Source organism: Streptomyces sp. SA15 (assembly GCF_002291145.1).
In the GTDB taxonomy this organism is placed as follows: Bacteria; Actinomycetota; Actinomycetes; order Streptomycetales; family Streptomycetaceae; genus Streptomyces.
This window is the reverse complement of the sequence record NZ_NTGE01000093.1, coordinates 216,772-228,140: the sequence shown is the minus strand read 5'-3', so window position 1 is coordinate 228,140 and position 11,369 is coordinate 216,772. Positions and strand designations below refer to the sequence as shown.

The 11,369-nt window shown below is 70.6% G+C and carries 11 protein-coding genes; 6 read left to right on the top strand and 5 right to left on the bottom strand.

Translation table 11 applies throughout. The features are described 5' to 3' along the window. Positions 1–269 precede the first annotated feature (269 nt). The 6 genes from glnT (at position 270) to CLM62_RS17855 (ending at position 6,516) form a co-directional block, all read left to right on the top strand. Positions 270–1,628 (top strand): type III glutamate--ammonia ligase, encoded by a 1,359-nt coding sequence (gene glnT, locus CLM62_RS17880; protein ID WP_095750872.1) that lies wholly within the window; start codon positions 270–272, stop codon positions 1,626–1,628. Positions 1,629–1,780: 152 nt separating this feature from the next. After that, positions 1,781–2,668 (top strand): glutamine amidotransferase, encoded by an 888-nt coding sequence (locus tag CLM62_RS17875; protein WP_095750871.1) that lies wholly within the window; start codon positions 1,781–1,783, stop codon positions 2,666–2,668. Next, positions 2,656–3,345 carry a glutamate synthase gene (locus CLM62_RS17870; protein ID WP_095750870.1) on the top strand — a complete coding sequence of 230 codons (690 nt, stop codon included), beginning with the start codon at positions 2,656–2,658 and terminating at the stop codon, positions 3,343–3,345. The genes CLM62_RS17875 and CLM62_RS17870 overlap by 13 nt, the downstream gene beginning before the upstream one ends. A 21-nt stretch (positions 3,346–3,366) precedes the next feature. Beyond that, positions 3,367–4,686, top strand: a complete 1,320-nt coding sequence (locus tag CLM62_RS17865; RefSeq protein ID WP_095750869.1) for an FMN-binding glutamate synthase family protein — start codon at positions 3,367–3,369, stop codon at positions 4,684–4,686. Beyond that, positions 4,683–5,798 carry an FAD-dependent oxidoreductase gene (locus CLM62_RS17860; protein ID WP_095750868.1) on the top strand — a complete coding sequence of 372 codons (1,116 nt, stop codon included), beginning with the start codon at positions 4,683–4,685 and terminating at the stop codon, positions 5,796–5,798. The genes CLM62_RS17865 and CLM62_RS17860 overlap by 4 nt, the downstream gene beginning before the upstream one ends. Positions 5,799–5,850: 52 nt before the next feature. Then, a complete protein-coding gene (locus tag CLM62_RS17855; RefSeq protein ID WP_095750867.1) occupies positions 5,851–6,516 on the top strand; it encodes an XRE family transcriptional regulator in 666 nt (221 codons plus the stop codon). Between the two features lie 13 nt (positions 6,517–6,529). On the opposite strand, the gene CLM62_RS17850 is transcribed toward CLM62_RS17855, so the two are convergent. Genes CLM62_RS17850 through CLM62_RS17830 form a run of 5 tightly spaced genes read right to left on the bottom strand, consistent with a single transcriptional unit; the run spans position 6,530 to position 11,165 of the window. After that, a complete protein-coding gene (locus CLM62_RS17850; RefSeq protein WP_095750866.1) occupies positions 6,530–8,056 on the bottom strand; it encodes an aldehyde dehydrogenase in 1,527 nt (508 codons plus the stop codon). Then, on the bottom strand, positions 8,053–8,820 hold the full coding sequence (locus CLM62_RS17845) for an alpha/beta fold hydrolase (protein WP_257003896.1): 768 nt from the start codon (positions 8,818–8,820) through the stop codon (positions 8,053–8,055). Before CLM62_RS17845 ends, CLM62_RS17850 begins: the two co-directional genes overlap by 4 nt. A 4-nt stretch (positions 8,821–8,824) precedes the next feature. Next, positions 8,825–9,376, bottom strand: a complete 552-nt coding sequence (locus tag CLM62_RS17840) for an amino acid synthesis family protein (protein WP_095750864.1) — start codon at positions 9,374–9,376, stop codon at positions 8,825–8,827. Next, positions 9,373–9,999: an amino acid synthesis family protein gene (locus tag CLM62_RS17835; RefSeq protein WP_095750863.1), complete on the bottom strand. Its 627-nt coding sequence runs from the start codon at positions 9,997–9,999 to the stop codon at positions 9,373–9,375. Before CLM62_RS17835 ends, CLM62_RS17840 begins: the two co-directional genes overlap by 4 nt. Beyond that, on the bottom strand, positions 9,996–11,165 hold the full coding sequence (locus tag CLM62_RS17830) for an LLM class flavin-dependent oxidoreductase (protein WP_095750862.1): 1,170 nt from the start codon (positions 11,163–11,165) through the stop codon (positions 9,996–9,998). The genes CLM62_RS17835 and CLM62_RS17830 overlap by 4 nt, the downstream gene beginning before the upstream one ends. Positions 11,166–11,369: the final 204 nt, after the last annotated feature.

Sequence of the window (11,369 nt, the reverse complement as noted above, 5' to 3'; positions counted from 1 at the left end):
CTCCACCGTAGAGGGCGGCACAGACATTCAGGGGCGAGTCCGGGAACAGCGGATTCATCCCGCCCTCCAGGAGGACACCAGGGACAGCACCAGCGCCGCGGTCACGCCCACCGTCAGTTCGTGTGAGCTGCCGTCGGCGCCTTCGACCACACCACCAGATCCAGGCGCCCTGGTTTACAGGGCAGCAACGAAGGGGACACACCCCATGCGTTTCATGACATGAGACTTTCGGTCATGACAGTAGACAGGCCGGCCCCAGGAGAGCGCTCATGTCCGATCCGCTGACCTCGACCCCGCCCGCGTCCGCCACCCAGTCACTCGCCTCGCTGGCCAAGGCGGACGGCGTACGGTTCCTGCTCGCCACCTTCACGACGCTGACCGGCAAGCCCTGCGCGAAGCTGGTGCCCGTCGAGGCGGCGGACGCGCTGCAGGGCGAGGGCGTCGGGTTCGCGGGATACGCCGCGGGCGCCATGGGCCAACTGCCGCGCGACCCCGATGTGATCGCGGTTCCGGACGTGTCCTCGTACACCCCGCTCACCTTCGTCCGTCCCGGCCTGGGGATGGTGCACTGCGACCCGCAGGTCGAGGGCAGCCCGTACGCGTTCGCGCCGCGCGTGATCCTGCGGACGCTCGCCGAGAAGGCCGCCGCCGAGGGCGTACGACTGGTCAGCGGCGCCGAGGTGGAGTATTTCCTGGTGCAGCGGGCGGCGGACGGCAGCCTCATCACGGCCGACCGCTTCGACGACGCCGCACAGCCCTGTTACGACGCCCGCGGGCTGACCCGCATGTACGACCACCTCACCGCGGTGTCCGACGCGATGGTGCAGCTCGGCTGGGGCCCGTACGCGAGCGACCACGAGGACGGCAACGGGCAGTTCGAGCAGAACTTCCACCACTCGGACGCCCTGACGACCGCCGACCGAGTCGTGACACTGCGCTACATCGTGCAGGTCCTCGCCGAACAGCGCGGCATGACCGCCACGTTCATGCCCAAGCCGTTCACCGACCGCACCGGCAGCGGGCTCCACATGCACCTGTCGCTGTGGGACGGCGAGCGCCCGCTCTTCCCCGCGGGCGACGGCGCCCGGGACCCGTACGGCATGGGGTTCGGCCCCGAGGCGTACCACTTCGCCGCCGGGCTGCTGACGCACGCCCCGGCGCTCCACGCGCTCATCGCGCCGACGGTCAACTCCTACAAGCGCACCGGTGCGACCACGACCGCCTCGGGCGCCACCTGGGCACCCCGCACGGCGAGTTGGGGCGGCAACGACCGCACCCACTTCCTGCGTGTGCCGGACGCGCACCGCGTCGAGCTGCGCGGCGGCGACGGCTCGGCGAACTCCTATCTCGCCGCGGCCGGCGCTCTCGGCGCGGGGCTGGACGGGGTACGCCGGGCCCTCGACCCGGGCGATCCGGGCGTCGTGAGCGGCGGTCCCCGGCTGCCGCGCACGCTCCTCGACGCGGTGCACGCGCTGGAGGGCGACGACGTCGTCCGCGGTGTGCTCGACGCGGTCGACCCGTCGGCCGGAGTCAGCGCCTACTACGCCGAGTTGAAGCGCGAGGAGTTCTACGACTGGCACAACACGGTCTCCCTCTGGGAGGTCGACCGCTATCTCACCGCCGTCTGACCTCTCCTTCTGAGCCGTCTGACAACTGCCGTCTGGGCCGTCTGACAACTGCCGTCTGGGCCGTCTGACAACTGCCGTCTGGGCCGTACGACAACTGCCTTCTGAGCCCTCCTTCCGACACCTGCCATTTGAAAGCCTTTGGAGGTCATGCCATGTGCGGCATCGCGGGACTCCAGGTGCGCGATCCCTCGCTGGAGCCGAGGCTCGGCGAGCTGCTCACCGGAATGCTTCACCAGGCCGCCGAGCGCGGTCCCGACTCGGCGGGCGTCGCCCTCTACGGCGACGCGCGTCTCACCCCGGCCGGGCACGCCGCGGTGAGTGTGCTGACCGCGGACACCGAGCCGGGGCAGATCGCCGCGCTGATCGGCCAGGACACCGTCGCCGTCACCATCGGCCAGAACACGGTGGTCCACTCCCCCGCCCTCACCGCCGCCGACCTCGAACGGGCCGTGCGCGCCGCCTTCCCCTCGGCCGTCGTCACCGGACGGGGCACCGAGCTGGCCGTCCTCAAGGGCGTGGGTCACCCCGACGCGCTCGCCGAGGAGTTCGGCCTGCGCGCCGCCACCGGACGGCAGGGCATCGCCCACACCCGTATGGCCACCGAGTCCGCGGTCACCCCCGAGGGGGCCCACCCGTTCTCCGTCGACGAGAACGTCTGCCTCGTGCACAACGGCTCCTTCTCCAACCACGCCACCATCCGCCGTGAACTGCGCGCCGCGGGCATCGCCTTCGACAGCGAGAACGACTCCGAGGTCGGCGCCCGATTCGTGGCGGCCCAACTCGCCCAGGGACACGACTTGGAGAAGTCGCTCCGGCTGCTCTGCGAGCGGTTCGACGGCTTCTACACGCTGCTCGTGACCACGGGTGACACGTTCGCCGTCGTCCGGGACGCGATCGCCTGCAAGCCCGCCATCGTCGCCGAGACCGATGCGTGGGTCGCGATGGCGTCCGAGTACCGGTACTTCGCCCATCTGCCCGGCATCGAGTCCGCCCGCGTCTTCGAACCCGAGCCCGAGGAGGTCTACACGTGGCAACGCTGACACCCACCGATGTCGATCTGTCGCGCGCTTCCGTGCGCGACCTCAACCGCACGCTGCACCAGGCGGATCCGGGTACGTCCTGGCGCGTCACCCACCCCGACGGCGCCCACAACGTCGCCGTCGGCCTCACCACGGACCTGGATGTCGTCGTCGACGGCCCGGTGGGCTACTACGGCGCGGGCATGAACCAGCGGGCCACGGTCACCATCAACGGCAACGCGGGCACGGGCGTCGCCGAGAACATGATGTCGGGCACGGTCCGGGTGCGCGGCAGCGCCTCCCAGTCCGCCGGCGCCACCGCACACGGCGGTCTGCTCGTCATCGAGGGCAACGCCTCGGCCCGCTGCGGGATCTCCATGAAAGGCGTGGACATCGTCGTGGGCGGCGACGTCGGCCATATGAGCGCCTTCATGGGCCAGGCGGGGCGGTTGGTGGTGTGCGGCGATGCGGGTGACGCGCTGGGGGATTCGTTGTACGAGGCCCGCGTCTACGTCAAGGGCACGGTCAAGTCCCTCGGCGCGGACTGCGTGGAGAAGGAGATGCGGGACGAACACCTCACCGAGCTGGCCGTTCTGCTCAAGGCGGCCGATCGCGAGGAGGACCCGGCCGACTTCCGCCGCTACGGCTCCGCCCGACGGCTGTACCACTTCACGGTCGCCAACTCGGCCGCGTACTAGAGGACCAGAGGAGTTGTTCCCGTGGACTTCGCATCCCAGGGCCTGCGCGAGTCGGCGACGTTCGACCGTGCCACCATCCACGCCATCCAGCGCGCCGCCGAGACCGGCATCTACGACATCCGCGGCTGGGGCGCCAAGCGCCGGGTCCCGCACTTCGACGACCTGCTGTTCCTCGGCGCGTCCATGTCCCGCTACCCGCTGGAGGGTTACCGCGAGCGCTGCGACACCGACGTCGTCCTCGGCGATCGGGGCGCCACGTACCCGCTGCGCCTGAAGACCCCGGTCACCGTCGCGGGCATGAGCTTCGGCGCCCTGTCCGCGCAGGCCAAGGAGGCACTGGGCCGGGGGGCTTCCGAGGCCGGTACGTCGACGACCACCGGGGACGGCGGCATGACCCCCGAGGAGCGCGGCCAGTCCAAGCACCTCGTCTACCAGTACCTGCCGTCCCGCTACGGCATGAACCCGGACGACCTGCGCAAGGCCGACGCCATCGAGGTCGTCCTCGGCCAGGGTGCCAAACCCGGTGGCGGTGGCATGCTGCTCGGCCAGAAGATCACCGACCGGGTCGCCGGCATGCGCACGCTGCCCGTCGGCATCGACCAGCGCAGCGCCTGCCGCCACCCCGACTGGACCGGCCCCGACGACCTCGAGATCAAGATCCGCGAACTACGGGAGATCACCGACTGGGAGAAGCCGGTCTACGTCAAGATCGGCGCGACGCGCACCTACTACGACGTGAAGCTGGCCGTGCAGGCAGGCGCCGACGTCGTGGTCCTCGACGGCATGCAGGGCGGCACCGCCGCCACGCAGGACGTGTTCATCGAGCACGTCGGCATCCCGACATTGGCCGCACTCCCCCAGGCCGTCCAGGCCCTCCAGGAGCTGGGCGTGCACCGGCAGGTGCAGCTCATCGTCTCCGGCGGCATCCGGAGCGGCGCCGATCTGGCCAAGGCCATGGCGCTGGGGGCGGACGCGGTGGCCATCGGAACGGCGGCACTGATCGCGCTGGGCGACAACCACCCCAAGTGGGATGCCGAGTACCGGGAGCTGGGATCGGCCGCCGGGTACTTCGACGACTACCAGGAGGGGCGCGACCCCGCCGGCATCTCCACACAGGACCCGGAGCTGTCCGCCCGTCTCGACCCCGTCGAGGGCGGCCGTCGGCTCGCCAACTTCATCCGGGTGATGACCATGGAGGCGCAGACCATCGCCCGCGCCTGCGGCAAGGCCCACCTGACGCATCTGGAGCCCGAGGACCTGGTGGCGCTCACCATCGAGGCGGCCGCCATGGCCCGGGTCCCGCTCGCGGGCACCCACTGGATCCCAGGGGCCGGGCTGTGAGCCCGTCCGCCGTGGACGTCGACGTCGCCGTCGTCGGCGCGGGGTTGACGGGGGCGGCCACCGCGTGGGCGGCCACCCGGCGCGGGCGGTCCGTCGCCGTCCTGGAACAGTTCGGTGCCGGGCACGACAAGGGCAGTTCGCACGGCAGCGCACGCATCGTGCGCCGCGCCTATCCGGACCAGCTGTACATCCGGATGACCGGCCGCGCGATGGAGCTGTGGCGCGAGCTGGAGGCCGATGCGGGCACGCGACTGCTGCGCGACGTCGGCGGCATCGACCACGGTCGGCTGCGTGACCCGGAGCGCATCGCGACCGCCCTGGCGGCAGCCGCCGTACCGCACGAACTACTGCCGCCTCAGGAGGCCGCGCGCCGCTGGCCGGGGCTGCGCTTCGACGGCCCCGTCCTGTTCCACCCCGAGGCGGGCACGGTCGACGCGGCCGGAGCCGTGACCGCCTTCTTGGAACGGGCCGAGGCGCGCGGGGCGGACATCCGTCACGACTGCGCCGTACGACGCATCAGTGTGCTCGGTGACGAGGCCGTACGGCTGGAGACCGACCGGGGCCCGATCACGGCACGCCGGGCCGTGATCGCCGCCGGAGCCTGGGTGGCCGGCCTGCTCGGCGGCCTCGTACCGCTGCCGGAGCTGACCGTCAGCCAGCAACAGGTCTTCCACTTCCCGCGCCGCGACCCCTCAGCCCCGCCCTGGCCCGTCGTCGTCCACAAGGACACCCTCAACACCTACAGCCTCCCGGGCGGACGTGACGGCGGCCCACAGGACGGCCGTAAGATCGCCGAGCACGACGCGGGCCGCACCACCACCGCCGACACCCGCAGCGGCCTGGTCGACCCTGCCGCACGGGACCGGATCACGGCCTATGTGCGTCAGTGGCTGCCCGGCCTGGTTCCGGAGCCCTTCAACGAGGCGACCTGCCTCTACACCACCACGCCCGACGAGGACTTCCTCCTCGACCGCTCCGGCCCGCTGGTCGTCTGCTCGCCCTGCTCGGGACACGGCGCCAAGTTCGCGCCGCTGATCGGGGAGATGGCCACCGGCCTCGCTCTGGACGGAGCCGCTCCGGAGCCGCGGTTCACCCTGACCGCCCAGCGGTGATCCCCCCGGCCCGTTTCCTCGTGGGAAACACCGTCGCTGCACAATGGCCCGTATGACGCCTGACCCGGACACCCCCGCGTTCCCCGCCCGTGCCGGCGATCTGCCGGACCGTGAGGTCGACCCAGGAGAGGCGGCACGAAAGCTGGAACTCGAAGTCGTCATCGGCCGGCAGGTCAGGGAGTACCGAACGGCGGCGGGCCTGTCGGTGGCCGAGATGGCGGCCAGAGTGGGGATCTCCAAGGCCATGCTCTCCAAGATCGAGAATGCGCAGACCTCGTGCAGCCTCACCACACTCGGCCGCCTCGCCACCGGTCTCGGCGTCCCGGTCACGGCGCTGTTCCGGGGGGTCGACGCCGACCGCGAGGCTGTCTTCGTGCCTGCCGGGCAGGGCGCCCGCATCGCCCGCCGCGGCAGCCGCGTCGGCCACCTCTACGAACTCCTCGGCGCCCTGCGCGGCCCGCACAAGCGCATGGAGGCCGTCCTGGTCACGCTGACCGAGCAGAGCGAGGTCTTCCCCCTCTTCCAGCACCCGGGCACCGAGCTGCTCTTCATGCTGGAAGGCGAAATGGTCTACGGACACGGGGAGGCCAGTTACACCATGCGCCCCGGAGACGCCCTCCAGCTCGACGGAGAGGGCGCTCACGGGCCGCAGGAACTGGTGGAACTCCCGATCCGCTTTCTGTCCGTCACGGCGTACGGCGACCACGTACCGAAGTGAGTCGTGAGTCCCGCTACGACCGCAGCACGAACGGGTCGCCCTGGGGTTCGTCGCTCGTGTTGATCCACACCGACTTGAGGCGGGTGTACTCCTTGATGGTCTCGGTGCCGTGCTCGACGCCCATGCCGCTGTTCTTGAAGCCCGAACGCGGCGACATCGGCGACATGGCCCGGTAGGTGTTCACCCAGACCGTGCCCGCTTCGAGCGCCGAGGCCATCCGGTGGGCGCGGCCGAGGTCCCTGGTCCACACACCGGCGGCGAGGCCGTAGTCGGTGTCGTTGGCGAGCCTCGTCACCTCCTCCTCGGTCTCGAAGGGCATGATCGAGGCGACCGGGCCGAATATCTCCTCCCTGCTCACCCGCATCCCGTTGTCGGTGCCGACGAAGACGGTCGGCTCGTAGAAGTACCCGTCGAGGCCGACGTCGGCCCTGGCGCCACCGGTGACGACCCGGCCGCCCTCCTTCCGGCCTGTCGCGACGTACTCCTCCACCTTGGCGAGCTGGGACGCCATCGCCAGCGGGCCCAGTTCGGTCCCGGCCTCGAGAGGGTCGCCGATACGGATCGTGCGGGCACGCTCCACCACCCGCTCGACCGTCTCGTCGTACACGTCACGGTGCACGAACACCCGGCTGCCGGCGACGCACGTCTGCCCGGCGGCGGCGAAGATTCCGGCGACGATGCCCATCGAGGCGGAGGCGATGTCGGCGTCCGGGAAGACGATGTTGGGGGACTTGCCGCCGAGTTCGAGCGTGGCCCTGACGAAGCGTTCGCCACAGGCGCGCGCGATCAGCGCCCCGGTGGCGGTGCTCCCGGTGAAGGACATCTTCCGCACGCGCCGGTCCGAGACCAGGGCGCTTCCGGCCTCGGCACCGAACCCGGTCACCACGTTGACGACTCCCGGTGGGAAGCCGGCCGGTTCGAGCAACTCGGCCAGTTCGAGCAGGGAGGCGGAGGTGTGCTCCGACGGCTTGACCACCATCGTGTTTCCCGCGGCGAGCGCCGGGGCCAGCTTGGTCGTGGTGAGCAGCAGCGGCGAGTTCCAGGGGGTGATGGCGCCGCAGACGCCGACCGGTTCCCGCAGGGTGTAGTTGAGGAGACTGCGGGCCGCCCCGGGGATGACCTCGCCGTGGATCTTGTCGGCCAGTCCGGCGTAGTAGTAGAAGTACTCCGGCAGAGCGGCCAGTTGGGCACGCATCTCGCGGAGCAGTTTGCCGTTGTCGAGCGTCTCCGTGCGCGCGAGCAGGTCGGCGTTCTCCCCGATCAGGTCGCCGAGCCGACGCAGTAGCCGGCCACGACGCGTCTGGGAAAGATCACGCCAGGCCGGGTTCTCGAACGCTTCCTGCGCGGCCGTCACGGCCCGCTCCGTGTCTGTGGCACTGCCCCGGGCCGCCTCGTAGAAGGCCGTCCCGGTCGTGGGATTGACGCTCTCGAAGTATTCACCCCCGGCGGGAGCCACCCGTTCACCGTTGATGAAGTGGTCGCGCCGGGGAAGGACGGTGGGCTTGCCGTCGGCCGGCACGGCCTCACTGCGGACGGTCATGGCGTGATCCTCTCGAAGTGCTCGGTCAGCGCTGCGGCCAGTTCCCGCGGCCGCTCCAGCGGGAGCAGGTGACGAGCGCCCGCCACGATCCTGACGCGGGCGTCCGGGATGGCCGACGCCAGTCGGCCGGACATGTCCGGGGTCGATCCGGGGTCCTCGCTCCCGGTGATGGCCAGTGCGGGTGCCGTGATCCGGCCGAGGAGCGGGCCGACCTCCTCGTCACCGGTCGCGAAGACGGTGTAGCAGGCCAGGTAGGACGAGTGGTCGTTCGCCAGCAGTGTCCTTCGTACGTCCGCCACGAGGTCCGGCTCCCGCAGTCGCCACGCCTCGTCGAACCACCGTTGCACGGCTGCGTCCGCGGTCACCGCCGGGTCGGTCCGCGCCGCCCGAAGCCGTCGCAGGACCGCTTCGCGCTCCCGCGGTGTGCGCAGGGCGACGCTGCTCACCAGGGACAGGGTGGCGGCGCGAGCCGGGTGGTGGGCGGCGATGTGCTGCGCCACGAGGGCACCCAGCGAGAAGCCCACGAGGTGGACGCGATGGGCGCCGATGTGGTCGAGGACCTCGACGACATCGGCCGCGAGCTCGGCGAGGGAGGTCCCCTGCCGCGCCGGGGGCGAGGCGCCGTGGCCACGGAGGTCGACCCTGGTCACCCGGTGGTTCGCGGTGAGTTCGGGCATGCACCGTTGCCACATCGTGTGGTCGAGACCGACGCCGTGCAGGAGCAGGACGTCCGGGCCGGTCCCGGTGACGGTGTGGTGGATCACGGTGTCACTGCTCGGTCGACAACGGCGCGAGGCGTGCCTGCGGGCGTCCCTGCCCGGCGGCCGCCAGGGCGATGACGATCTCGTCCGCATGGGGGGCGTCGGCCACGCGGACCTCGATGGTCTGGTGGTGCGAGCGGACCGTGGCATCGGTCTTGTGCTTGAGCGGAATGTCGAACACGGTGCCCGCGCCGGCCCGCTTCTCGACCGCGGGGAGCAGCGTGGTCGCCTCGGCGGCCTTACGGAAGTGGTCGCCGAACTTGAGCGTGTGGATGAGGGCCGAGCCGTGCTCGATCTCTCCGTCGAGCCCGACGACGGCCGCCTTTCCGTAGGCCTCCACCGGGATGCCCAGCGCCTCGACGACCCGTGGTGCGAGCAGCTTGCCGAGGTCGGAGGCGGTGGCGTCGATGCCGGGAGCGAGGTCCTCGACGAAGCCCTCCCCCGCCCAGGGGTTCTCGATGACGGCGACGACCACGGCGCTGCGGGCCGGCGGGTTGACGGGACGGCCGCCCTCGGTGACGACCTCGTCGACGTAGGTGACGATCTTGCGGACGTTCATCGCACGGACTCCAGGTTCTCGGTCTTGTAGCGGCTACGGGGGTGGTCCGCGAGTCGTACCTGCGGGTCGGCGGAGCGGTCGCCGATCCGGGCGTTCGGCCGCCCGCCGGAGGACCCGGCGGCGATGACGACGATCTCGTCGGCACGGGGGGCGTCGGGGACGCGGACGGCGATGGTCTGGTAGTGGGACCGCGTCGCCGCGTGGACCTTGTGCCACATCGGCACGGTGAGCGACGCCCCGGCCTCGGCCCGGTCGTCGGAGAAGACGATCACCGAACTGCCCTCGGTGATCTCCCTGAAGAGGTTTCCGAAGTACGGCGTGTGGATCAGCGCACCCGCGTGCTCGGTCTCACCGTCGAGGCCGACGATCGCGGCCTTGCCGAACGCCTCGACCCGGCCCGTCCCGCCCAGGGCGCCGACGAGGCGCGAGGTGAGCTCGTGCGCCAGTACCGGCGCGACCCTGACGACCTCTTCGTTCAGATCGTCGACCAGACCGCGACCGGCCCACGGGTTGGCGATGACGGCCGCCACGGCCGCCCGGCGTACCGGGCCGGCCACCGGTGCGCCGAGTTCGGTCACCAGATCCTCGAAAACCGTGCAGATCCGGCGGATGTGCGCGCTCACGACCGGGCACCCGGTGCGACGGCGTCGGTGACGTCGGCGCCCTGCGAGCCGGTGAACCGCGGCATCACCTTCTCGCTGAACAGTTCGAGGCTGCGCATCGCCTTGCGGTGCTCGAGACCGGGGTGGGTCGTCCAGAGGAACAGGTCCCGCACGTTGAGCTCGTCACGGAGTTCGGCGATCTTCTCCGCCACGTACTCGGGGGTGCCGACGAGCTGGTTGCGGCCGTGCAGGAAGTCGTAGCTGAGCTCGTGGGCGTCGGTGAGCTCCTCACCGTCCTCCATCAGGTTCGACAGCCCTCGCCAGTGGCAGACCCACCGATAGGTGTTCATGACGGCCTCCTCGAAGCCGGCACGCGCCTCCTCCATGGTGTCGGCGACGAACACGTCGCGGACGAGTCCGATCCCCTCACCGAGTGCGAACTCCCGGCCGGCGGCCTCACTGGCCGCGTCACGGTAGAGCTCGAAGCGGCCCTTGAGTGCCGATACCGGGGGAAGCCAGAAGATGCCCTTGACGCCGTTGCGGGCAGCCCACTCGATGGAGGGGGGCGTGTCGATGACCTGCCACAGCGGAAGCTGCGGCTGCAGCGGGCGCGGCGTCACCATCATCTTGGAGATGACACCGTCGGTCATGAAGTCGGGCGACGGCGGCGAAAGCGGGTGGTTCCACTTCACGCCAGGAGCCGGGAACTCGAAGAAGTCGCCCTTGTGGGAGAAGAACTCACCGGTCCACGCCGCCTTGAGCACCTCCAGAGTCTCCTGGAAGAGCGCCCTGTTCTTCTGCTGGTCGCGCGGGTCGGCCACGGGGTTGAGGTTCAGCGCCTCACGGCCGTAGAGACCGCGCCCGACACCGACCTCGACCCTCCCGCCGGACAACTGGTCGAGCAGCGCGAGGTCCTCGGCGAGGCGCAGCGGGTGCCAGAAGGTGACGATGCTCGCGGCCTGGCCGATCCGGATGCGGGAGGTGCGGGCCGCGATGTCGACGCCCATGAGCACCGGGTTGGGAGTGAGCTCCTGGCCCTCGTGGCCGAAGTGGTGCTCCGTGTACCAGATGGACCAGAACCCCGCGCGGTCGGCGGCGACGGCGAACTCCCGTGCCTCGCCCATGAGTTGGTGGTAGTCGGCGAGACGGCCCGGGGCACCCGTCCCGTGAAAGATCGAGAAGCGCATCTGCGTGTTCCTTTCGGGCGAGGAAGGGCCCTTTCAGGCCAAACGCTGGCATGCCAGACCACACAGCATCGCGCTGTGGCATACAAGAGACCGTAGGTGGCACTTGGAGACAGAGTCAACAGATCGGGCGTGAAACGCACGCAACCGCCATGTAACACGGTCGGTAGCACACATGCTTGACAGCCTTCTGTGGCGTGCTTAACG

Excerpts from the sequence above, each read along its gene's own strand:
- CLM62_RS17875 (WP_095750871.1), top strand. The coding sequence starts at position 1,781 with ATGTGCGGCATCGCGGGACTCCAGGTGCGCGATCCCTCGCTGGAGCCG.
- glnT (WP_095750872.1), top strand. The coding sequence starts at position 270 with ATGTCCGATCCGCTGACCTCGACCCCGCCCGCGTCCGCCACCCAGTCA.
- CLM62_RS17855 (WP_095750867.1), top strand. The coding sequence starts at position 5,851 with ATGACGCCTGACCCGGACACCCCCGCGTTCCCCGCCCGTGCCGGCGAT.
- CLM62_RS17850 (WP_095750866.1), bottom strand. The coding sequence starts at position 8,056 with ATGACCGTCCGCAGTGAGGCCGTGCCGGCCGACGGCAAGCCCACCGTC.
- CLM62_RS17840 (WP_095750864.1), bottom strand. The coding sequence starts at position 9,376 with ATGAACGTCCGCAAGATCGTCACCTACGTCGACGAGGTCGTCACCGAG.
- CLM62_RS17830 (WP_095750862.1), bottom strand. The coding sequence starts at position 11,165 with ATGCGCTTCTCGATCTTTCACGGGACGGGTGCCCCGGGCCGTCTCGCC.